General features: G+C 46.0%; 15 protein-coding genes. 6 read left to right on the plus strand and 9 right to left on the minus strand.

From position 1 onward, the window contains the following. Window positions 1–448: 448 nt before the first annotated feature. A complete protein-coding gene (locus tag ACO0KW_RS06870; protein WP_423052007.1) occupies window positions 449–2,071 on the plus strand; it encodes an NAD(P)/FAD-dependent oxidoreductase in 1,623 nt (540 codons plus the stop codon). Window positions 2,072–2,194: 123 nt separating this feature from the next. On the opposite strand, the gene ACO0KW_RS06875 is transcribed toward ACO0KW_RS06870, so the two are convergent. The 5 genes from ACO0KW_RS06875 to glnA all read right to left on the minus strand — a co-directional run bounded on the left by ACO0KW_RS06875 (window position 2,195) and on the right by glnA (window position 7,970). Further along, window positions 2,195–3,022, minus strand: a complete 828-nt coding sequence (locus ACO0KW_RS06875; protein ID WP_423052008.1) for an HDOD domain-containing protein — start codon at window positions 3,020–3,022, stop codon at window positions 2,195–2,197. Between the two features lie 220 nt (window positions 3,023–3,242). Beyond that, complete coding sequence (gene ntrC / locus ACO0KW_RS06880) at window positions 3,243–4,697, minus strand: nitrogen regulation protein NR(I) (RefSeq protein WP_423052010.1); 1,455 nt, start codon at window positions 4,695–4,697, stop codon at window positions 3,243–3,245. A 96-nt stretch (window positions 4,698–4,793) separates the two neighbouring features. Continuing rightward, complete coding sequence (gene glnL, locus ACO0KW_RS06885; RefSeq protein WP_423052012.1) at window positions 4,794–5,855, minus strand: nitrogen regulation protein NR(II); 1,062 nt, start codon at window positions 5,853–5,855, stop codon at window positions 4,794–4,796. Between the two features lie 78 nt (window positions 5,856–5,933). Then, window positions 5,934–6,437, minus strand: a complete 504-nt coding sequence (locus ACO0KW_RS06890) for a DUF4124 domain-containing protein (RefSeq protein ID WP_423052014.1) — start codon at window positions 6,435–6,437, stop codon at window positions 5,934–5,936. A 117-nt stretch (window positions 6,438–6,554) separates the two neighbouring features. Further along, window positions 6,555–7,970, minus strand: a complete 1,416-nt coding sequence (gene glnA / locus ACO0KW_RS06895) for a type I glutamate--ammonia ligase (protein ID WP_186944221.1) — start codon at window positions 7,968–7,970, stop codon at window positions 6,555–6,557. A 595-nt stretch (window positions 7,971–8,565) separates the two neighbouring features. On the opposite strand from glnA, the gene ACO0KW_RS06900 reads away from it, so the two are divergent. After that, window positions 8,566–9,024: a rhodanese-like domain-containing protein gene (locus ACO0KW_RS06900; protein ID WP_423052017.1), complete on the plus strand. Its 459-nt coding sequence runs from the start codon at window positions 8,566–8,568 to the stop codon at window positions 9,022–9,024. 74 nt (window positions 9,025–9,098) lie between these two features. Here ACO0KW_RS06900 and ACO0KW_RS06905 read toward each other — a convergent pair whose 3' ends face one another. From ACO0KW_RS06905 to ACO0KW_RS06915, 3 genes are all read right to left on the minus strand, one after another. Next, on the minus strand, window positions 9,099–12,086 hold the full coding sequence (locus tag ACO0KW_RS06905) for a TonB-dependent receptor plug domain-containing protein (RefSeq protein ID WP_423052019.1): 2,988 nt from the start codon (window positions 12,084–12,086) through the stop codon (window positions 9,099–9,101). Window positions 12,087–12,408: 322 nt separating this feature from the next. Beyond that, window positions 12,409–13,041 (minus strand): 2-dehydro-3-deoxy-6-phosphogalactonate aldolase, encoded by a 633-nt coding sequence (locus tag ACO0KW_RS06910; protein WP_423052021.1) that lies wholly within the window; start codon window positions 13,039–13,041, stop codon window positions 12,409–12,411. 102 nt (window positions 13,042–13,143) lie between these two features. Next, entirely contained in the window at window positions 13,144–16,251 is a 3,108-nt protein-coding gene (locus tag ACO0KW_RS06915; protein WP_423052023.1) for a TonB-dependent receptor, read from the minus strand. Window positions 16,252–16,877: 626 nt separating this feature from the next. Between ACO0KW_RS06915 and ACO0KW_RS06920 the strand changes: the two genes are divergently transcribed. Next, on the plus strand, window positions 16,878–18,803 hold the full coding sequence (locus tag ACO0KW_RS06920) for a beta-galactosidase (RefSeq protein ID WP_423052025.1): 1,926 nt from the start codon (window positions 16,878–16,880) through the stop codon (window positions 18,801–18,803). A 40-nt stretch (window positions 18,804–18,843) separates the two neighbouring features. Then, a complete protein-coding gene (locus tag ACO0KW_RS06925) occupies window positions 18,844–21,057 on the plus strand; it encodes a phosphocholine-specific phospholipase C (protein WP_423052027.1) in 2,214 nt (737 codons plus the stop codon). Window positions 21,058–21,102: 45 nt separating this feature from the next. On the opposite strand, the gene ACO0KW_RS06930 is transcribed toward ACO0KW_RS06925, so the two are convergent. Beyond that, entirely contained in the window at window positions 21,103–21,576 is a 474-nt protein-coding gene (locus tag ACO0KW_RS06930) for an Lrp/AsnC family transcriptional regulator (protein WP_186941862.1), read from the minus strand. 216 nt (window positions 21,577–21,792) lie between these two features. Here ACO0KW_RS06930 and kynU point away from each other — a divergent pair, with 216 nt between their 5' ends. Both kynU and kynA read left to right on the plus strand, forming a co-directional pair. Then, window positions 21,793–23,046, plus strand: a complete 1,254-nt coding sequence (gene kynU / locus ACO0KW_RS06935; RefSeq protein ID WP_423052030.1) for a kynureninase — start codon at window positions 21,793–21,795, stop codon at window positions 23,044–23,046. Between the two features lie 83 nt (window positions 23,047–23,129). Then, complete coding sequence (gene kynA, locus ACO0KW_RS06940) at window positions 23,130–23,987, plus strand: tryptophan 2,3-dioxygenase (RefSeq protein WP_423052032.1); 858 nt, start codon at window positions 23,130–23,132, stop codon at window positions 23,985–23,987. The last annotated feature ends 81 nt before the right edge of the window (window positions 23,988–24,068 follow it).

The following is a 24,068-nucleotide window of genomic DNA, read 5'->3' on the forward strand; positions in this document are numbered from 1 at the left end:
GCGTCTTATCTTTACTTCTTGTGAACATTTGATATTTTTTAAGTTTCCTAACTACCGAAGTAGTTAGTCGCCTCATTATCAAGTGCCCACATTTATTGACTGTTAATTGTTAAAGATCATCTAAATTCTTTTCTACTTACTCATCCTTTCGGAGAGTTTTGCTACGAAGCGTTGTGTTCGTCAGCAGCAGAGAAACGAGATTATGCAGCACTTCTTTATTTCCGTCAACCCCCTGTTTTAACTACCGTCTAAATTTTAGTTTCTTCAACTTCAATTCAAACATCAGGAACTTAACGACCAGCTACTTGCATTTCTCTTATTTCACACCCGCATTTCTGCGGGAGGCGAACTATAGCAAAGAATTGGTGGTTTGCGCAAGCCTAGATTATTTGGGGCATTTATTCAGTAACAGTTAAAATACGGCTTTGATTTATTGAGCTCTCTAATTATGTTACGCATTACCGACATTCAACTCTCACTTGACCATGCTGAAGCCGATTTAAGGGGCGCTATATTAAAGCGTTTAAAAATCGATTCGGATGATCTGTTGAACTTCAACATATTTAAGCGCAGTTACGACGCTCGCAAAAAGAACGCGATCGTGCTTATCTATACCGTTGATGTAACCGTGCGAGATGAAGAAACACTACTACGAGCAATAAAGGATGTAAAAGGGCAAAACAAAGTAAGCCAAACCCCAGATACAAGTTATAAGTTTGTTGCACATGCCAAGGAAACACATTTTCTGCGCCCGGTCGTGATTGGTTTTGGTCCTTGCGGGCTATTCGCTGCCTTGGTTCTGGCGCAAATGGGGTATCGCCCTATTGTATTAGAGCGTGGCAAGGCTGTTCGTGAGCGGACTAAGGACACATGGGGTTTATGGCGAAAACGAGAGTTGCAACCAGAATCAAATGTACAGTTTGGAGAGGGTGGAGCCGGCACATTTTCGGATGGGAAACTTTATAGCCAAGTGAAAGACCCCAAACATTATGGGCGCAAAGTACTGACAGAGTTTGTGAAGTCGGGCGCACCCGAAGAAATTATGTATGTGAGCAAACCACATATTGGCACCTTCCGACTGGTGAAAATGATTGAGGAAATGCGCGGCAATATCATAGCATTGGGCGGTGAAATCAGGTTTCAGCAAAAAGTGACTGATTTTGATATCCAAGAAGGTCAAATCTGCGGCCTAACAATTAACGACGATGAAAAGCTACTTACTGACCATGTCGTATTGGCCGTTGGACATAGCGCCCGTGATACCTTTCAGTTAATTTATGACAAAGGCATCTACGTCGAAGCGAAACCTTTTTCTATAGGGTTTAGAATAGAGCACCCACAATCAATCATAGATAAAGCGCGATTTGGCCCGAATGCGGGCAATAAGATTTTGGGCGCCGCAGATTACAAATTGGTGCATCATGCAAAAAACGATCGTTCGGTTTATAGCTTTTGTATGTGCCCAGGTGGCACTGTTGTTGCTGCCACCTCAGAACCGGGGCGAGTGGTCACCAATGGAATGAGTCAATATTCACGTAATGAACGCAATGCGAACAGTGCGATCGTCGTCGGTATTTCTCCTGAAATTGATTATCCTGGACATCCTCTTGCCGGAATCGATTTTCAACGAAAACTTGAGAGTAAGGCTTTCGAGGTTGGCGGTGGAACCTATAACGCGCCAGGTCAGTTAATTGGTGATTTTTTAGCCAACCGTGCATCAACTGAACTTGGGGAAGTCGTTCCCTCATACAAACCAGGCATTACTTTATGCAATTTAGCAGAAGTGCTACCAGCATTCGCTATTGAAGCAATACGCGAAGCAATTCCTGAGTTTGATAAACAAATTAAAGGTTTCTCGTTGAAAGATGCAATATTAACTGGTGTTGAAACTCGTACTTCCTCGCCAATCAGAATTAAACGCAAAGATGACGACTTTCAGAGTTTAAATACTCGAGGCCTTTACCCTGCTGGAGAAGGCGCTGGATATGCAGGCGGAATCCTTTCAGCGGCGATCGATGGTATCAAAGTCGCAGAGGCGGTGGCATTAAGTATTAACCACAAATACAAATAAACGAGGAAATAAAAAGCCGGACTAAATTCCTTCATCCGGCTTTACATCTCCAAGCTTATTCTCAATTGCAAGTTAAGTCTCTGAAGATTCACTTTTGCAGATCGGCTTCAATTTCTTTCCGGACTAACTCACCAATTCTTCAAGACCTGCCGCTAATTCCGAGATTGGCGGCATTTCATTCAACATATACTCACTCGAGATACCCACTCTTGCAAGCACATCTGTAGGAATGGTCGCATCCATCTCTTCTTTTGAATATTTATTCTCCTCTGCTCGAGCACGCCAGACGGCTAGATGAACTATGCCAGCCATAGGTTCAAAATCAGCCGAGGCTAATGGATGTGGAAAGCCTTTTATCACACTGGCAAAATTATCAGGAAAACGCCAACGTCGCGCAAGCTCAGCACCTACATCAGAAAAATCGTAACCAAACGAAGTTCGTTCGACATCCAAACGACGAGCATCCAACAATCCGGCTATCTTATCAATCTGCAGCGTTTGCTCAGGCATTGCAGAATGCATCACCAACTGGCCAATTGCATGCATCAAACCGACCGTAAAAGCAAAATCAGAGTTACCACCAATTTTTTTCGCAAGACACTTTGCGATGACCGCGGAGTGCATGCTGTAACGCCAAAACTGCTTTAGGTCTACACCTGGCATCGCCTTAAAACCACCAGTCAATCCACTGCTAATGACTAAAGTTCGCACAGTCATAAAACCCAACATCAACACAGCATCATCGACAGTCCCTATGCTTCGCGAAGAGTGATAATAAGACGAGTTCGCAAGACGTAGAATTTTCGCACTCAACACTTGATCGGCCGCGAGTTTACGGGCGACTTCGTCAATCGAAACGTTATCATCATTAAAACTATCAATCACTTCTTGCACGACTTTTGGAATAGTAGGTAAAGCACCTTGCTGCTGAAATAGTGCATCGAAATTCATAGACATCTCCCAAGTATTGCAGCATCAAAGAATATTTGCATAACGCACCAATCAAGTTTTGTAGTTGAACCGGAATTGTTCGCGTAAGGCACAAATTACATCTAATCAAGGTTTATGATTAAACATCAGTTTGCGTAAAGAAATAATACTCCGATAAGTGCTTTAAGAGAATATTTTAAATCACTAGCTGCGGGCAAAAAAACGACACCTGCGCCAAACCTCATTCATCCCTGACACCATCGATGCTTAACTCCTGAATTTTCCGGCTGATGGTATTTCGCCCTATTCCCAATCGGATTGCTGCTTCATTCTTACGACCATGGGTATGTCTTAAGGCCGCTTTAATGATTATGCTCTCGAAATCACGACTCAATTTTGGCATGATTTCCTGAACACCCTGCTGCAATAACCGCTCAGCTTCGCGCTCCAACGCTGAAAACCACATTTGTTCTGGTGGATGAGTCAGATGCGCTTGCGACAACCCTGTATCGTCGCCGTCCTTTACCAAAGAATTTGTAGATAATGGCAGCAATTCACCTGGCAAATCAGCGATCTCAACGACTTGCCCAGGCGCCATTACAGTGATCCAGTTACACAGATTCTCCAACTGTCGCACGTTTCCCGGAAAATCTAATCCAGAGATGTAATTGAGTGCAGAGTCTGACAGACGTTTTGCATCAACACCTAATTGCTTGGCGCTCTGAATTAAAAAATGCTTTGCCAACAAAGGAACATCTTCGCGCCGTTCACGTAAACTTGGAACACGTAAACGAATCACATTTAAGCGATGAAATAAGTCCTCACGAAATACCCCTTCTTTGACGCGCTCTTCAAGATGTTGATGTGTAGCGGCGATTAATCGCACATTCGCCTTCAGCGGTTGATGCCCGCCAACACGATAAAAATGCCCATCCGACAGTACGCGTAACAAGCGCGTCTGCAAATCAAATGGCATATCACCAATTTCATCTAAGAACAGCGTACCACCTTCCGCCTGCTCGAAGCGACCACGCCGCGCAGACTGTGCGCCGGTAAAGGCGCCGCGTTCGTGTCCGAACAATTCTGACTCCAACAGATCTTTCGGAATCGCAGCCGTATTGAGCGCAATGAAGGGCTGATTTACTCGTGGACTATGTTTGTGCAAAGCACGCGCGACCAATTCTTTACCGCTACCGGATTCGCCGGTAATCAACACCGTCACACTTGACTGCGATAAACGTCCGATCGCACGAAACACTTCTTGCATCGCGGCCGCATGTCCGAGAATTTCTGTTTCAACATCAGCAACCAATTCAACCGTCGCTTCGCGCGCACTCTCTTCCAGCGCCCGACGAATTAGCTCTACCGCTTTCGACAAGTCAAAAGGTTTTGCCAGATATTCAAATGCGCCGCCTTTGAATGCTGCCACTGCAGAATCGAGGTCCGAAAATGCTGTCATGATGATCACTGGCAAGCTCGGCAATCGTTGCTTAATCGTTTGCAGTAAATCCAATCCGGACGCGCCATTCATGCGAATGTCCGAAACTAAGACTTGCGGCGACTCATCATCCAGTGCTGTCAAAACATCGTCTGGATTCATAAAACTACGTGTGACGAATCCTTCGCGTGCTAGTGCTTTTTCTAAAACCCAGCGTATCGAATCATCATCATCGACTATCCAAATGTTCTTCTTCATTGATCAGCATCTCATAAATTAAGTTTTTCTTGCCGCTTGTTCCACTTGCGCACCGTTTGAGCGCATCTTTCCAAGCGATCCATGCGCGATTTTGGTTCACGGCAAAGGAATCAAAATCCGAAAATCGGTACATCCCGGACGGCTTTCACAATCAATTATCCCTGCGTGTTGCGTAACAAATGCCTGTGCCAGCGTCAAGCCAAGACCACTGCCACCATCTCGCCCCGACACTAGTGGATAAAAAATCCGGTCACGAATATTCGGAGGAATTCCGGGACCGTTATCAATGATATGCAAGTCTAATGCCAGCCTATAGCGAATTTTTGCCAGCGTAATTTGGCGCACTACGCGCGTCTTAAAAACTATCTCTGCGTCACCTTCTGCCATCCGCATACGCAGGGCTTGCGCCGCGTTATGGGCAATATTCAATACGGCTTGAATCAACTGCTGTTGATCTCCACGAAATTCTGGAATCGATAAATCATAGTCGCGCTTAATCGACAAACCTTTGGGGAATTCGGCAACAATCAAACTACGAACACGCTCACAAACTTCATGAATGTTCACGTCGGCAATCACTTGAGGCAAGCGATTCGGTGCCAATAGGCGATCAACCAAGACCTGCAGTCGATCAGCTTCTTTAATAATGACTTGGGTATATTCGCGTAATTCTTTCGCATCACGCTCCGGCAACTCTAACTCTAGTAGTTGCGCTGCGCCACGAATTCCGCCTAATGGGTTTTTAATTTCATGTGCCAGATTGCGAATCAATTCTTTATTTTCTTTGTTCTGGTCTTGCATACGCTCTTCACGGTCTAACTTGAGCTGCTGCACATTTTCGCGCAACTCAATCAAAACTGGCATATCTGGATGATCGAGTGCAGTCACGATACTATGTACGTGCAAAGGCTCATGTCCATTTCTTTCCAAAATCAGATCTTGCCGCCTATCAGCAAACTGCTGCGCGACCGCCTGTTCAAAGCCTGTCAGCAGCTCATCGCCATTCAAAAACAAATCCTTCAGGCGCAATTTGAAGAGTAATTTAAATGGGCGCTCAAGCAAGTTCTCAGCTGCGGGATTGGCATACACGATGCATCCTTGCGGATCCATCACTAATACGGCGGAGGCCAACAAATCTAATCCTGCGAATTTATTCATTAAGTTGAATTGCTCTTGAAAATGGATTAAAAAAAGGCCGCAACAGCGACCTTTTTTATATGCCTGCAACCGCAGACCTTATTTCAGGTTGCCAATTTCACGTTTCAGCGCTTCGATATTTTTTTCTGTACGCGCCAAATCATTTTTTAAATTATTCACCCGCTCTACATATTTAGATGGCTGACGCTCATCTGGACGGCGCTCAACCTCACCACCGTTATATTCTTTTTTAATCGCTTCTAATTTTTGCTCTTCCACCTTCAGCTCATCCAACAAAATTTGTTTTCTGTCTGAATCTCGGGCCTTTTGTGTTCCTTCATCCACTTTCGGGAAACCACTTGGACTCACCGTAGGCTTAGCCGCTGTGGTCGATGCGACTTTTTTTGGAGACGCAGGTGCGGGAATCGTATTCACGTGCGGCAAATCTACCAACTTACATCCCTTGGTAATACCTGTATTCTTGTATTCTTTCTTGCCATTTGCATCAACACATAAATACACATCGGACTGCGCGAGCACAGGCACACTGGTCAAACAAGCCAGACCAAACAATGCGCCAAAACCGATCAGATATTGCTTCATAGTGGGTAATGTAGAGTAGTCAATAAGAGCTTAGTGTATGCCAAGCAATGATTTTGCACAATTACCCTTCTTGCTTTCAATAAAAAAGCGGGGCAAGCCCCGCTTTTTTTGCACCAATTACAGTGAGTAGTACATATCAAACTCAGCTGGATGCGTAGTCATACGCATACGCTGTACATCTTGCATCTTCAATTCAATGTAAGCATCAATCATGCTTTCGCTGAACACACCACCGCGCGTCAGGAATTCACGGTCTTTGTTCAATGCATCCAAAGCTTCTTCCAAAGAAGCGCACACTGTTGGAATCAATGCATCTTCTTCTGGTGGTAAATGGTACAAATCTTTCGATGCTGCTTCACCTGGATGAATCTTGTTTTGCACGCCATCTAAACCCGCCATCATCAAAGCTGCGAAACACAAGTATGGGTTCGCCAATGGATCTGGGAAGCGCGCTTCAACGCGACGTGCTTTTGGATTCGCGACATACGGAATACGGATCGAAGCAGAACGGTTTTTAGCGGAGTAAGCCAATTTCACTGGCGCTTCGTAGCCTGGAACCAAACGCTTATAAGAGTTTGTACCTGGATTCGTAATCGCGTTCAATGCCTTAGCGTGTTTGATGATACCGCCGATGTAGTACAGCGCGAAATCAGACAAACCAGCATAGCCGTCACCTGCAAACAGGTTTTTGCCGTCTTTCCAGATAGATTGATGTACGTGCATACCAGAACCGTTATCACCAACGATAGGTTTTGGCATGAAAGTTGCTGTCTTACCATAAGTGTGCGCGACGTTCCATACAACGTATTTCAAGTTTTGCGTCCAGTCTGCGCGCTCTACCAAAGTCGAGAAGCGTGTACCGATTTCATTTTGACCAGCGCCAGCAACTTCATGGTGATGCACTTCGACTGGAATGCCCAAGGATTCCAAAATCAAGCACATTTCGGAACGCATATCTTGGAAACTGTCTACTGGTGGCACTGGGAAGTAGCCGCCTTTCACTGTAGGACGGTGACCTGTGTTACCACCCTCGAGTTTTTCGCCTGTTGTCCATGAGGCTTCGTCAGAGTCAATCTTCACGAAGCAGCCAGACATGTCGATTTTCCAGCGTACGCTATCAAAAATGAAGAATTCTGGTTCTGGGCCGAAGTAAGCTGTATCACCGATACCAGAAGATTTCAAATACGCTTCAGCGCGTTTAGCAATAGAGCGTGGATCACGGTCATAGCCTTTACCATCGGCTGGCTCAATCACGTCACATTGCATGAACAATGTCGTTTCTTCCATAAATGGATCAATATTCGCCGTGTTTGGATCCGGCATCAGCAACATGTCAGACGCTTCAATACCTTTCCAGCCAGCGATAGAAGAACCATCAAATGCATGACCAGATTCGAATTTATCGATATCGAAGTGAGAAATAGGCACTGTTACATGCTGCTCTTTACCGCGCGTATCTGCGAAACGGAAATCAACGAATTTTACTTCGTTATCTTTCGCCATCTTCAACACTTCTGCTGGGGTCATTGCCATTTGAAACTCCTTAATCATTCAAAATAATCGTTCAAAAATAAGTTCTAGAACTACGACATCAAATCAAAATGCATAAGAAATAGACAGTATTGTTGCAATCTATCTCTATTCTCACTCCTTTTTATGACACTAAGATGGCAAAAATTTGCAAAACGCACCATCACAATGCAAAAAAGAATCGAGAACACGACGAGGATATTAGCAGAAAGCGTGCCATGTACAAGAGAAAGAAGGCAAGAAAAACTGTAGATTTAAGTCTTTGTTTTATAAAGAGAAATCCAACCTCAATGAATTAGATATCATATCTACAAATTATTGGACGCACCAAAATAATGCATTTAAAGTATGAAGCACCAATTTGGTGCGTATATGAAGTGTCGAAATGGTGCACGAGAAAGCCAGCGCAAACTTCACGAAGTAACTCCCTCTCCGCATCAAAATTCATTTCTTGTTGAACGATGCTCCATGTTGAAAACGCACATGCAAATTGCCAAACAGAAATTCAACGTAAGTTCTACAATAGACAATGCAACGAGCTGCGATGATGATCACACCAGCGGGCGCTATCAATCAAAATAAAAGCAAAGGAAAACCAATGAACACCATAATCGATAAAGCAAAGCATCGCGGGCAAGAACAACAATTACCTTATGCAGGCGCAGTAACACCAGAGGAAGCTTTTCAATTGTTGCAAGATAACAATCAAGTACTATTAGTCGATGTGCGTACAAATGCGGAACGTGATTGGGTCGGGCGCGTGCAAATCGCGGAAGGACAGCATAAGGCGGTGCAATGGAGCCTGTATCCTAGTGGCGCGCCAAATCCAGAATTTATGGCGCAATTGACTGCAGCGATCACGGATAAAAATACACCTATCCTATTTTTATGCCGCTCTGGTGTGCGCTCACGCCATGGCGCAAAGTTGGCGACAGAAAACGGTTACACCGCTTGCTATGACATTTTGCAAGGATTCGAGGGTGATAAAGACCATCATGGTCATCGTAAAACTGTTGGTGGCTGGTGCTCAGCTGATTTGCCTTGGATCGGTGCCTAGAGTCTGACCAGCGTTTATGCAAAAAAGCAGCGAGGAAATGAATCCCTTCGCTGCTTTTTTACTAAACAGACAGCTTATTTGAATTTGTAACTAGCCGAAACGCTGAGCACGCGCCCAAATAAATTCAAACCATGATTGTAACCTTCCCAGCCATACGGATCGTAGAAGGGTTTGGTATTCAACACATTCTTGATATTCAAGCCCAAACGCAGGTCTTTGATCGGCGTCCAATTCAAACCTAAACTGACTGTTTTAAACGCGGGTGCGCCACCACAATTATTTGGTGCCACCGCCACATCAGCGGCAGTACATGAGGTCGGGTTATTGTTTTCCTCGTCATTCTTGTCATACGCCCACTTAGAACCACCGGTGTAATTTACAAATACACTGGCACCGAAATCACGATATTGCCAATCCACATTGAAATTCGCACGCAATTTTGGATTGCCGTAATAGCCGACATAGTTTTGGGAGAAACCAGATCCATCGTCACCATTGTAGGTATTCCGGTTCATGATGGTCGCTGCTGTACCAAAGTTCAGCTTACCGTAAGCACCGAGATCAAAACGCGCATGCGCATCGATATCAAATCCGTCGAGCAAAGTACGGCCACGATTCATGTACTTATTCGTCAAACCTGCCAAAATCCCGACAGAATACTTCGGTACGCCAGCCGCACAGGCAGCCGCGTTGGCAGAATTAGCGCACATCCCGGCCACCGCTGCCATATTCGCTTTATCAAAATCAGTAATTGGTGCGCGAACCGCATTAGGCGCGCCAATTAACGCTGGACCATATTTCTCAACTGCTTGATCATAAACTTCAGTGAAATCCTGACGTACGATTTCGTTACGGCGATAGACAAACCAATAGTCGGCAGAAATATCAAACTGTTTGGTCGGCTGGAACACTAAACCAAATGTGCTGATCTTGGCTTTTTCGGGTTGCAAATCCGGGTTCGGTGGCGTCAAACCGCCAATATTGATACTGCAATTTGAATTCAATAAGGACTTACCTAAATCTTGATCGCTTGCGCTGACCGACTTCATCAACATCTTGGCGATCGCATTCGTTTCGTCGCAACGCACGGTGTCACGCATACCTCCACGTTGCGCGTACACGCCACCGACACCGGATTCAGCCAGGTTCGGCGCACGGAAGCCCTGCGAATACGTACTGCGAATTAAGAGTTCACTCAATGGCCGATACGTCACACCTATCTTCGGCGCGAGATTCGCTGCAAAATTCGGATACTTATCGATACGTGCCGCGGTGTTCACTTCCAGATTCTTTGCTAACGGGAAAATTGCTTCACCGAAGATCGCCGCGATCGTGCGTGAACCATCAAACCATGAGCCACCTTGTTGTGTGATTTTACCGTTGGCTGCATCTTGATTACCCGGCGTTTCAAAGCCTTCATGCATCAGGTTCACACCAAAGGCAGCGCGCGCATCACCGGCATCCATCTTGAATAAACTACCTTCAAGTTTGGCATCCCAAGTCACCAACTTAGTCCAAGATTGAATATCAAAAGTTGGATAAGCCTGACGCAATAAAGCGGCATTGCTGTCACTGATCACACCAAATTGATACGCAGGATTGTCCGCAATGTAAGTGCGCTTGGTGACAGGATCAACCGTGAATGGCCCGAAGGCTTTTTCAAAGCCATCTTTATTCACATTAATGGTTTGGTATAAGGTCGAATGACTGCCTGCAACCGCTAACGCAGATTCAAATTCCCACTGACCAAATGCGCCGCGCACACCTGCCATGGCGCGATAAGTTCTATCTGTATTTTGTTGACCAAAATGTCCGTTCGCATCCTGCAATAAATAAGTTAAGCCAGCAGCCCCACCCATCTTCGCTTTGAGATCCGCACTCATGTTTTTCAGGTACACATTATTCGGACCTAAGTAAGGATAGCTAAACGTATTAAGTGTTGTGCCGGTATTGCGCGAATACCAGTTTGCCGTACCGCCACCACTACTGAAGGTACGTGGACCATTTTCACCGCGCATATCGATGTCGGTGAAAGCGACTTCAGCGAAGCCTTCCCAATCGGATCCCAAATTCATACGGCCGCTAACAAAAACTGTAGCGCGATCTGAGGTTGGACCAGTATCCAGAGCGTACGGCAAGGTATTCCAAACGCAACGGGTACCGGAGCCTTCGGTCACAAAAGTGGTACAGCCAGACGCAGCTTGTTGGTACCGTTTATTCGCTGCGTTCTTGTCGAAGACAAACAATGTTCCAGGATTTAACACACCTGGTTGGCTACCTTCATTGATGCGAAAATTACTGACATAGGTAGGATTGTTGATGTAGAACTGCTCAGGTCGTTTCAGGTAAGTATCTTCTAATGCGATGCGATCGCGTTTGTACAAATTGACAGAGCCATAAACATTGTAATTATCGGTCGCCAAATCGCCGAAACCGAACAAGGCGCTTGCTTGTCGCTCACCATACGATTTCACATCGCGCGAACTATCTACCGTCGCGCTGGCTTCAAAGCCTTTGTATGATTTCTTAGTAATGATATTGATCACCCCCGCCACCGCATCCGAACCGTACACTGCGGAAGCACCATCGGTCAGTACTTCCATTCGTTCTATCGCCGCAGCCGGGATCGCATCAATGTTGACAAATTGTGTTTGAAAGCCTTCTGGTGCGCCATAAAAAGACAACCGACGTCCATTCAACAGGATCAAAGTTCCCTGTGCGCCTAACCCACGCAAATTCGCTTGTGACGCACCATCAGAACCAGTAAACATAGAACGAAAATCTTGCTGTGCCGGACGCGCAGCAGGTAAGTTATCGAGCACTTGCAATAAAGTACGTGCGCCCATGCTTTCAATCTGCTTAGCGCTGATGACTTGCACTGGTGAAGCAGTTTCCGCGTTCACCCGCTTGATACTAGAGCCAGTAACTTCTACCTTCTGCACTTTCTCGGTTTTTTCTACTTTCTCTTGTTTGTCTTTTTTTATTTCATCGTCATCTGCAGCTAAGCTGCTAGACGCAAATCCTATCGCCAATAATGCTGCGGCAATCCTAGTTAATTTCATTGAGTTCTCCTGTTATTTTTTAGCTCAATCTCTGACAGGCAAGCAATTTTGCAAAGCTTGCCGCAACAGATTTTTTCCGAAGCGATAGGAATTCCCAGAGCAATCTTGAGAATTGACTATCGACATAGGCAAGAATAAAGGGGAATGGAAAAAGCCAACAGCGACAAATAATTAAGCCTGCATCAAGAAAAATTTTATGATGTAGGCGAGTAATTTTTGATGCAAATAGCAGAAAGGAAAATAGGAAATCGCCAGAATGCGGAACAACTTCTGGCGACTGAATTACGTGACAACAAGTTCGTAAAAAAAAGACGCTATCAACTTACACTGCAGTCGCCTGTTGTCGCCAAGCCTGCACATAGGCTTCAGCATTCTGACGGACTTGAGTCAGGCTATCACCAGCCTTATATAGATTCGATCCCAACCCGAACCCATTCGCGCCGGAAGCCAGATAAGTCGACATACCATCGGGTTTTACACCGCCAACCGGCAGACAAATTGTTGATACTGGCAATACCGTGCGCCACGCTTTCAATACCGTTGGCGCAACGCTTTCAGCGGGAAATAATTTCAAGCCATCTGCACCGTTTTCAAGTGCAGAAAAAGCTTCCGTCAACGTCGCCACACCGGGCGCGCAAATCATCTGCGCCTGTTTCGCAGCGCGTATGATTTTGCCGTCGGCGTGCGGCATCACGATCAGACGGCCACCAGCTTTCTGTACATCCTCCAGTTGCTGCAAGGTAAGCACCGTACCTGCGCCAATCAAATAGTCACTTGAGAAACGTTGTGCTAACAATCGTATGCTTTCAATCGCGTTCGGTGAATTGAGTGGCACTTCTATGCAACGGAAACCAAGCTCGACCAGCACCTCAGCGATCGCTACACATTCATGATTTTGTATGCCGCGCAAAATAGCCAGCAAAGGCAGGTCTGCCATGTAATCAGTTAATGTCATTAATACTTCACTCTCGAAAATAAAAAAACGCTCTCATCGAACATAACATGATGAGAGCGCTCCCACAAGATCAGGCTAAACAAAGCTAGCTATGACTAACTCTTAAAACTTGTAATTGTATTCCGCAGTCAAACGTGCAGAACGTGGCGCAGTGCGATTCCCACCTTGACGATATGTCGGGCTAATGCCACCTTCACCATCATTTGAACCACTACCTTCAGAATTGATGGTACGCACATCGAACACATTGAACAAATCCATTCTCAGCGTTAAACCTTTCAAGAAAGGCGCTTGGTACGCGAGATTCAAGTCCAACTGCGAAGTCCAAGGCAAACGTCCATGACTACCACGCGGAGATGGCTTACCGCCTTCTGCATCGCAGAAGAAGAAGTAATTTCCACCATAGTAGCCAACGTCTTGCCCTGCTGATTCTGGTAATTGGCCGAGGCAATTACGTGGACGACCGGAGGCTAATTGTAAGTTCGCGCCTAACATCAATTCAGGTGTCAATTGATAGTAGCCATAGCCTTTAAACACGTGGGTTCTGTCGCCTGACAAAAAGCCATACGCGTTATAGGCCAATTCTTTGTAATCCGAACCCGCACTCAAACCAACGTCTCCACCCGCCACGCCGGAATCTGTCTGTCCTTCCGTATTCCCTTTACTACGTGACCATGTGTAAGTGATTTTGCCGTACCAACCATTTTTGAATGGATGTTCGAGGAAGAAGTTCAACGCTTCATAAGTACGACGAACTTTAGGCAAACCAATATCTTCAGCTGTCAAATGGGCTTTAACCAATGGGCTGCCGCTGCCAGAACCGTGCGGATCAAACCATACTGTGTTCGCTTCGCCCGTATTAATCACCATACACCAAGATGGATACAAACTATTGTCCGTGCCACCTGTATCTTCTTCTAAATTAGGATAACCATTGCGTTTACCCCAAGCAAAAATAGGACGTGGATCACAAGTATCATCATAGGTCGTGCGCAAAGTACGATACGTGCCCATTACACCAAAATTAAGCGATGAAGAAATGGCTTTCTCAAAGCCCAAAGACATTTCATCTTGATAGAAAGGCTTAATGTTTTCTGCAGCAACTGAACGTGCATCAGGCGAGGTGTTGATATTCACAATAACGTCGCTGATAGGATGCAATCCTTGTGGCACGCCTGTAGTAGGATCAACACCGGTGTAAGTGTAATAACGTGTCGTTGTTTTCAACTCAGATCCCATGTTCCCTACTAGGTTAGTGGGAACTGGCATGAAGTAACGACCTGCATTCGCATACACTTTGAAACTACTATCACGGTTGACGTCCCAAGTTACACCAAGACGCGGTGCGATTTGGCGAGTCTGTGAAATCACTAACTCGTGCTTGTTATTGTAGTTATGGAATTGCTCATTACGCAGGCCCAAATCTAACAATACATTATCCGTGACTTGATAGCGGTCTTGTATGTACTGTGCCGATTGTGTCGTAGAAGGTGCGCCAGACTTGAAATAAGTTCCTTCACTGACATAAAAGCCTTGCGTACCATATCCGCCGCCCTGCGCTAAGGTCTCATTCGCACCTGCTGGCTTCCAGGTCGTTGGATTATTGTGATATTGGTAGTTCCAGCTACGTCCGCCGGGGCGGGTTGCACCGACCAGAGAATTCGCTTTGTTGTAATCGATACCGCCACGTAAATAGTGGTTACCCAATTTGTATTCCAGATCTAAACGAAGCGTCTGTTGTTCATCACGACTATCTGCACGAACCTGATCGCCATAAGGTTGCGGATTGACCGGATAAACCACCCCTGGAGCACGCGATGTGATCGAACTTCCTACTGAGCTGATCGCAGCGTTATAGCCATAAGGAACAACTTTAGGCGAAGTTTTTGATTGTCCGTATAAAGCGGTCACAGTTAAATCATCGCTCAAATAACCCGTGTATTTGAAGATACTATCGTCACTGCCCGGACTACTGCCACTACTTCCACCGCGCGTATTGCCGGCGTTCCAAACTGTTGTGCCACTACCGAGCACCTTGTCACGGGTTAATGTTGCATAGCTAAAACCATAATTGGAATTAACATTTTTTGACTGGTCTTTGATATAGGTATATTCAAAATGGTGATCATCAGTCAGGTTGTAATCCAATTTAACGAGATACCGTCCCACCGTGCCTTCATTCACCGACCAGCCGCGTGGATTTTCTTGGCGATCAGACGAGGCAGCAATCGATTCGCTAGTTGATTTGCTTTGTTCTATCGCAGTAAAGATGAATAATTTATTTTTGATCAACGGACCACCGGCATAAATACCCGCAGTTTTGCTAGATGAGGTATTCGCTTGATTGTAATACTGCAGTTTGCCGTCTTGGAGTGGATGAGTGCCTGTATTTTCAAAGTAAGTGTTTGCCGGTTTTCCGGTCAGGTTTGGAACCATCGACACTTTGCCACCAGCGACCCAATTATTTGTACCGCTCTTGGTCGTAATATTGACCACACCACCTGTCGAACGTCCAAATTCAGAACTGTATCCACCAGAAAGTACTTGCGCATTCGCAATCGCGCCGAATGGCAATTCTGAGGCCCCGACTTGCGTCAAGATATTCGTTACGGGGAAACCATTGATGTAATAAGAGTTTTCTGAAACGCTGGCACCACCGAAACTGGAGACATTGCCGTAGTAACCAGAAACGTTTCGCACTGTTCCCGGCGCGAGAGCAATAATCGCCTGCACATTTTGCGATATCGGCAAGCTGGCCAATTCTTTCGATGTAAACACCGTTCCGTTATTAGTATTGGAGACATCAATACGATTAATTTTGGCTTGCACAGTTACGGTTTGCACTGAAGCTTCATTGCCAAAACTTGCTTCCACACCCTGACCAATCAAGGCTTCCACCTCAATTGCTTTCTCGACTTTTCCATCGCGCATCAACTTAACTTGATACTTACCTGGTGGCATAGATGTCGCCTGAAACCTGCCCTTAGCATCTGGCGTAAGATTACGATGAACTCCGGTCGCCACGTTTTCAAGAACCACAACGGTGCCGGCACCGACTGGAACTTGACCAAAAATAGTACCAGTCGCATTTGACTGCGCCATGATGTTGGTACTGACACCAAGCGTCAGTACCGCAGTTCCAAAAGCAATGGCGATCGCATGGGCAATCACCGAATGTTTAAGCGTATGTGTGTGTGTAGTTTTAGGCATGATCTTTTCAATTAAATGTGATGTCAGGACAAAATAAATCTGCATCCATCCCTGGAAATATCGCCGCACTGGCTGCGACCCCAATAGTGGTATCGATATCGACTGGTGCTACACAACTCTTGTGAAATTGTGCGTATCAAAAAACAGGATAGTGATGACATAAAAAAGTCTAGAGACATCTCTGAGCACACGCCAACGACATAAATTTGACTTCTCATTGAGCTTTACTTAATGAGCTACACACATCCACATTCGCTGTTGAATATCAAATGGTTTTGATAGTCTGATTTCATTGCTAGCGAAACATGTGGGATAGACTGGAGTAGTCGCTGGCCTACAGAAAAAAGTCTTCACTCGTTCAATTTTTTTAAAGGTGTGCGACACAAGCTAGAATAAATAGGTAGCGAGCGGTTGTAGTTTCACCACATTTTTTGATGAAGCCATCAAGCGCGATCGCTACTACCCATGTTTTCTGAGCGCCGACTTAGACAAAAATCTCTGACTCATTAAGAAAAATTTGATACGTCCTTAAAAATTCATATCCCAGTCATACGCAAACCCTAAGTTATGCTAAAGATGAATCAATTTTCAATCGCTCCAGATCAACTTTTTCCCTGCAAACCACCATGTTCAATCGTCGTCAATTTCTCCATGTCAGCGCGCTTAGTGTCATCAGCAGCCAAATCAGTGCCGCGACCACTTCTCTCTTAGCACAACAGAGATTTTCTTTTTCTACGACTGAGAATCAATTTTTATTAGATCAAAAACCTTTTCAAATCCGTAGCGGAGAAATGCATCCGGCGCGCATTCCTAAAGCCTATTGGAAACATCGAATACAAATGGCGAAGGCGATGGGCATGAACACGATCGCCATCTATGTGATGTGGAATTATCACGAAGAACGCGAAGGCGTTTTCGATTTCAGCACTGAGAACCGCGACATCCGGCACTTCATGCAACTGTGTCAGGATGAAGGTTTGTATGTCTTGTTGCGTCCAGGTCCTTACATTTGTGGCGAGTGGGATTTGGGCGGGATACCTGCTTATCTATTACGTCATGACGACATCGTGCTGCGCGCCAATTCGACAACAGCTCCGCATTACATGCACGCTGTCAAACGTTACATTCAAGCATTGGCAAGCATCGCTAAACCGCTGATGTTGGAACACGGCGGCCCTATCCTTATGGTGCAAATCGAAAATGAGTTTGGCTCATATGGCAGCGATCCTGCATATCTGGAAGAGCTACGTCAACTCTGGGTCGAGCATGGCATTTCGGGACCGTTTTATACGCAAGATGGTTTGCCACAATTAATCACGAATAAAACCAGCATACCCGAGGCAGCAATCGGTCTAAGTGGTGGCGAAGTGAAAGACATTATTAAAGCACGCGAACTCTATCCACAAGTACCGGTGATGTGTGGTGAGCTATACCCGGGTTGGCTGACACATTGGGGGGATCCACAATTGCAAGGCACCGATGTCGATATGAGTGCGACGATTGCCGCGATGATGCGAGAAAAATTATCCTTCAATATCTATGTCATCCACGGCGGTACTAACTTCGGTTTTAGCGCTGGTGCGAATACCGAAAAAGGCGAATATCAACCTGACATCACTAGCTACGATTACGCAGCGCCCATCAATGAACAGGGTCAACCAAATCAATTCTATTGGAAGTATCGTGCCATTATTGAGCAGGCTTTAGCACAGAAACTCGCGCCACTTCCTGCAGCGATACCGCAACTACGCACCGATCCACGACAGGAATACCTGCCCAAGTTTTTTTGCTCGCTCTGGGATTACCTTCCCGCTCCGGTAAAAACCAAAGAGCCGGCCAGTATGGAAAGCTTAGGGCAAACCTCAGGCTTCATTTTGTATCAAAAAGAACTTCCTCAAGAAATACAACACCCACAGCGGAGCTTGCACATCGCCGAATTACACGACTACGCCAGCATTCACCTTAATCAGAAATACTGTGGGGCGATTTCACGCACAAAAATTGATCCTCAACGCTTCGCAAAATTAAAACTCACGAATCATCGACACGCGTTTCCATTACCTGCCTGGACAGACAATTCCAGCAGCAAGAAGACACTAGACATTCTGGTGGAAGCAATGGGTAGAATTAACTATGGTCGGGTTGCCGTAGACAGAAAAGGTATCTGCTCTAAAGTGATATTACAAAGCACTCATCCTGACCATCCACAGTCAGAAGAATTGCAAGATTGGTTGTGCTACCACTTGCCAATGGATCAGTACTTTCTTCAACAATTGCGTGCGTCAAAATCCGTTAGCAAACGCCCGGGCAATTTCTTTAAGCTTCCATTGGACTTCACAAGAACAGGTGATGTCTACATTGATATGCAACACTGGACAAAAGGCGTGGTCTGGGTGAATGGACATGCACTGGGTCGCTATTGGCAACTGGGGCCACAGCAGCGTTTGTATTGTCCTGCAACATCTCTAAAAAAAGGACGTAATGACATTCTGATCTTCGACTTGCACCAGTTAGACGCAACTAGCATCAGCCTACGCAATAGTCTGGTATAAAGTTGATAAGCCTCTTGTTTTCAGGGATTTTGGAACGACCATGACTAATACATCTCGTCGCGATTTTTTGAAATTCTTCGCCCAGTCGGGGGCCGCGACCGCTGCATTGTCCGCATTACCAAGCAGTGTCGCGAACGCCCTCAATATTGAGCCAACTAGCAGCACCAATAGTCTACAAGACGTCAAACACGTGGTGATTTTCATGCAAGAAAATCGCTCTTTCGATCATTACTTTGGTTGCTTGAAAGGCGTTCGGGGTTTTGGTGATCCACGGCCCATCCTGACTCGGAACGGCAAACCGATATGGCAACAGCCTGCCGAATATGGTCGCTTTCAATTACCTTTCCCATTACAGGCGCAAGCCAGTACAGAATTTGATCGCAGTCAATGTATGCAAAGCGATTTACCCCACAGTTGGAAATACAGTCAGAAGATGTGGGCATACTACGATGTTTGGGTACGCGAGAAAACCGCAATGAGTATGGGTTATCTAAGTCGTTCTGAATTACCGTTTTATTATGCACTGGCGGATGCATTTACCGTGGGGGATGCTTACTTTGCGTCTGTCTTTGGCCCGACCAACCCGAATCGCATGTATCTATTTTCTGGAACCAACGGTGTATCTGTCGGTCACGATGGTCGTCATGCTTTGTCGAATGTCGATGATGGCAATGAAACTGCATGTATGAGTCGCGACAAGAAGGATTGGAAATCACCATATCTGTGGACTACCTATGCAGAACGGCTTAGTCAACACAATATCAGTTGGAAGGTGTATCAGGAATACGATAATTACGGTGATAATTCTCTCGCCTATTTTCCACAGTTTCGTCATCTTGATGTGAGTGATCCGGCGCAACGGGAGCGTTATGAGCGCGCGCGTTCGTATGCCGGAGAAACCAAGCAACTTGACGCGAAAGGCCTACCACTCAATACCAATTCTGCCGATGCACAAGCTTTGGTTGACCTGTTCGCACGAGATGTGCGCTCAGGTAATTTACCCGAAGTATCCTGGATCGTTGCGCCGACTAAATTTTGCGAACATCCAGAAAAAAATCCGCCCGGCTACGGCGAATCTTTGAGCGCCAGATTGCTTGATGTGCTAACAGAAGATCCCAAGGTGTGGTCACAAACAGTATTCATTCTTTGTTACGATGAAGAAGGAGGCTTCTTCGACCACGTACCACCGCCGGTAGCACCCGCGACCCGTGCAGATGGCTATAGTACGATATCCACCGATGGTGAAATCAGTGGCGGTGAGTCTTTTGGTCTGGGTGCACGTTTACCATTTCTGGTGGCTTCACCCTGGAGTCGCGGCGGCTTTGTGTGTTCCGAAGTATTTGATCACACCTCTATCATCCGTTTTTTGGAAAAACGCTTTGGTGTATTTGAACCAAACATTTCTGCGTGGCGTCGTGCGGTGTGCGGTGATATGACGTCGATGTTTGACTTCAACGCCCCCTCTCTGCAACGCCCGCAGCAATTATTTAATACGCCGCACCATACATATTTGCGCCAAGCGCAACAAAGCTGCAATGGTGATAAGAGCTTACTGCCACTCAATACGACGACATTACCGCAGCAAGAATTTGAGAATGACAACACCCGACCCGCGCGTTCTTTGCCTTATCGTTTGGCGGTGAATGGAAAAATCAGCGGTGACGCTGAAAGATTTTCACTGGAGATGCGCAATTGGGGAAATGCAGCCGCCGTGCTCACGGTTTATCCTAGCGGCCACAATAGCGGCCCCTGGTACTACACGATAGGTGCGCAACAGAATTTTCGCGAATCTTGGCAATGTAAAGATTTTGCGAATGAACGCTATGCACTACGTCTACATGGCCCGAATGGGTTTCTGCGAGTCTTTCAAGGCCTACCAAAACATCAGATAGAAATTGACATCGAAGAACTCAGTAGCAACAGCGTCGTCAGCAATCAAAGTCTGGTGCTAACACTGCGCATCTTTAATCACGGCAAGCAAGCGCAAGAAGTTAAATTAGAAGATTTGTTTTATGGCGCACCAGCACAACAGTTGGCTATCGCAGCGCAAGGTAGCGAGACCATTTATTGGAGCCTGGAAAACAGTCACGCTTGGTATGATCTCAAGCTTAGCATCGTCGATGACAAAGATTTCCTGCGGCGCTATGCCGGACACATAGAGCATGCTGGAATTAATCGCAGCGATCCGGCGAATGGAAAATTAATGTCGGCTTTGCCCAAGGCTAAGACCGCTGAAGGAGACGTCAAATCGTAACCAGTCTAAAACATAGCGTGCGGTTGGTAAGTGGCATTTAGTTAGCTACTCAGATAACAATTCCGGCGCCAGCTCACTGCTCTCTTTTAGCGTTTGTAAAACGATATTCGATCGTATGTCCAGCACGCCGGTCGTCTTATACAAACGCTCCAACACGAAGGCTGAGTAATGTTTGAGATTACGAGCTCGCACGCGCAACAAATAGTTAGCATCGCCAGTGATAATGTACGAACCAACGACCTCAGGCCAGCTCTGCAAGGATTTAGAAAAATTCTCGTGCCATTGTTCAACATCACGCCGCATCGTCACCTGTACAAAAGCGTCAACTTCTAAGCCTAGAACATTTGTGTCTAATACCGCACGATAATGACTGATCACTCCGCTCTCTTCCAACATCCGGACCCTTCGCAAACACGATGATGGTGACAAAAATACCTTTTCAGCCAGGTCTTGATTACTGATACGTCCATCAGCTTGCAATAGCTGCAAAATCTTTAAATCGGTAGGATCTAGCTGCATTGAAATTTCCCATCACTATATTCGCAATATTTGCCATATTATTCTATTTTATTAGTAATAACGATAGCAATTTGCAAGAACAATCCAATAAAATCGACATAAAATACCGTAACAATTCGTTCACAGAGCGTTCATTACAATCCCTGTACATTCAAGATCCAAATTTCGGTTCACTTCTGCGCAATTCAACTTCTAAAAAATATCACGACTATCGCTATGAACATCACACACAATGACTGCCTCGCATTAGACCTGCAAGATCCCTTGGCGGCATTACGCCAACAATTCAATTTGCCTGCCCATATGATTTACCTTGATGGCAATTCGCTGGGAGCGCAGCCTAAAGCGGCATTTGATCGTGCTCGGCAAGTGATACAAGAAGAATGGGGTAACGATCTGATTACCAGCTGGAATAAAGCGGGTTGGTTTGATTTACCTTCTCGTTTAGGTAATTTGTTGGCGCCTCTCATTGGCGCACAGGCGGAAGAAGTGGTGATCACTGACTCTACTTCTATCAATTTATTTAAGGCAATCGCAGCGGCGCTGCAAATTCAAGCGCAGCAAGCCGACGCGGCACATCGCAAAGTCATCATCACGGAACGGAGCAATTTCCCGACCGATATTTACATGGCTGAAGGATTGACCAAGTGGTTAGATCGCGGCTACCAAATTCACTTAATCGATTCCCCCGAAGAATTACATAGCGCGATTAACCAGAATACGGCGTTAGTGATGCTGACCCATGTCAACTATCGCACTGGTTATCTATACGATATGGCACAAGTCACGACGTTGGCACATCAGCATGGTGCCTTGTGTTTATGGGATCTCGCGCATTCTGCTGGCGCGGTCGAAGTGGACCTACATCATGCGCAGGCAGATTTCGCTGTTGGCTGTTGTTATAAATACTTAAACGGTGGCCCAGGAGCGCCAGCTTTTATCTGGGTACCGCAGCGACATCAGGCACAGTTTCATCATCCACTGACCGGCTGGTGGGGGCATGCGGCACCGTTTGCCATGCAACCTAACTTTAACGCTACGCCAAATATTCGCCGTGCACTGTGCGGAACTCAGCCTATCGTTTCGCTCGCAATGATTGAATCTGGCTTGCAAATTTTTGCGCAGACTACGATGCCCGCGATTCGACGAAAATCACTGGCACTCACGGATTTGTTTATCAAATTAGTAGAAGCACGGTGCGCGCAACATCAGCTAAGTCTGATCACGCCGCGCGAACATGCGGAGCGCGGAAGTCACGTCAGCTTCACACATGAACATGCTTATGCCGTCATACAAGCCTTGATCGGGCGCGGTGTCGTTGGCGATTATCGTGAACCAGGGATTATGCGTTTTGGCTTCACGCCGCTCTACACCAGTTTCGATGATGTCTGGAATGCTGTCGATGCTTTAACTGACATTCTCGACAATCAATTATACGACGCGAATATTCAACGACATGCAGTTACCTAAGCCTTACCAGCATTTACATCCGTATCTGCATTAAGCGACCCGCCATAAACATTTTTCAAAATAAATAGAAATCCAAATCTGCTATGAGCACAGACAACCAAAACAATAACGCTAAATGCCCTATGTACTGGCATGGCGCAAAATTAGATTTCAGCAAAGATATGAGCTATGGCGATTATCTGGGCTTAGACCAGATCTTATCGGCGCAGCACCCTTTGTCGCCGAATCACAACGAAATGCTGTTCATCATTCAGCATCAAACCAGTGAATTATGGATCAAATTGATGCTGCACGAATTGCACGCAGTACGTCATCAAATTCGCCTTGGTGATTTGCCACCGGCCTTTAAAATGCTATCACGCGTGGCACGTATCATGGATCAACTGGTGCATGCCTGGGATGTGCTGTCGACCATGACGCCGAGTGAATACACAGCGATCCGCCCCTATCTCGGTAACTCGTCGGGTTTTCAATCGCACCAATACCGCGAACTTGAATATTTATTAGGGAACAAAAATGGTGCCTTATTGCAGGTACACGAAAAATCCCCCGAAGCTCATGCAAGCCTGGAAGCTGCTCTAAATTCACCATCTATTTATGATGAAGCGATCATGTACATGGCAAGAAACGGCTTTCAAATTGATATTCCCCGCTTAGAACGCGACTGGTCACAGCCTATGCAAGCCAATGATTCAGTGAAGCAGGCGTGGTTACAGGTTTATCAGGCGCCTGAGCAACATTGGGCATTCTACGAATTAGCAGAGAAACTGGTCGATATGGAAACTGCATTCCGTATCTGGCGCTTCCGTCATGTCACCACGGTGGAGCGTATTATTGGCTTTAAAACGGGCACTGGTGGTACCGCTGGAGTCAGTTACTTGCGCAAAATGTTAGATGTGGTCTTATTTCCGGAGCTCTTCTCGATTCGCACAGAATTGTAAGTCGGAAGAGAAATTAAATAACACATTCACAAAATACAGGTCAGGCCGAGCGATCGCCTTTCCTGTTAACCTGTAGCTCAC

This window comes from Undibacterium sp. Ji22W, from assembly GCF_049340305.1.
In the GTDB taxonomy this organism is placed as follows: domain Bacteria; phylum Pseudomonadota; class Gammaproteobacteria; order Burkholderiales; family Burkholderiaceae_D; genus Undibacterium.

Coding starts and splice junctions, on each gene's coding strand:
- ACO0KW_RS06905 (WP_423052019.1), bottom strand. CDS start 12,086: ATGAAATTAACTAGGATTGCCGCAGCATTATTGGCGATAGGATTTGCG.
- glnL (WP_423052012.1), bottom strand. CDS start 5,855: ATGAATAAATTCGCAGGATTAGATTTGTTGGCCTCCGCCGTATTAGTG.
- ACO0KW_RS06930 (WP_186941862.1), bottom strand. CDS start 21,576: ATGCAGCTAGATCCTACCGATTTAAAGATTTTGCAGCTATTGCAAGCT.
- ACO0KW_RS06890 (WP_423052014.1), bottom strand. CDS start 6,437: ATGAAGCAATATCTGATCGGTTTTGGCGCATTGTTTGGTCTGGCTTGT.
- ACO0KW_RS06900 (WP_423052017.1), top strand. CDS start 8,566: ATGAACACCATAATCGATAAAGCAAAGCATCGCGGGCAAGAACAACAA.
- ACO0KW_RS06915 (WP_423052023.1), bottom strand. CDS start 16,251: ATGCCTAAAACTACACACACACATACGCTTAAACATTCGGTGATTGCC.
- ACO0KW_RS06870 (WP_423052007.1), top strand. CDS start 449: ATGTTACGCATTACCGACATTCAACTCTCACTTGACCATGCTGAAGCC.
- ACO0KW_RS06875 (WP_423052008.1), bottom strand. CDS start 3,022: ATGAATTTCGATGCACTATTTCAGCAGCAAGGTGCTTTACCTACTATT.
- ACO0KW_RS06910 (WP_423052021.1), bottom strand. CDS start 13,041: ATGACATTAACTGATTACATGGCAGACCTGCCTTTGCTGGCTATTTTG.
- ntrC (WP_423052010.1), bottom strand. CDS start 4,697: ATGAAGAAGAACATTTGGATAGTCGATGATGATGATTCGATACGCTGG.
- kynU (WP_423052030.1), top strand. CDS start 21,793: ATGAACATCACACACAATGACTGCCTCGCATTAGACCTGCAAGATCCC.
- ACO0KW_RS06920 (WP_423052025.1), top strand. CDS start 16,878: ATGTTCAATCGTCGTCAATTTCTCCATGTCAGCGCGCTTAGTGTCATC.
- glnA (WP_186944221.1), bottom strand. CDS start 7,970: ATGGCAATGACCCCAGCAGAAGTGTTGAAGATGGCGAAAGATAACGAA.
- kynA (WP_423052032.1), top strand. CDS start 23,130: ATGAGCACAGACAACCAAAACAATAACGCTAAATGCCCTATGTACTGG.
- ACO0KW_RS06925 (WP_423052027.1), top strand. CDS start 18,844: ATGACTAATACATCTCGTCGCGATTTTTTGAAATTCTTCGCCCAGTCG.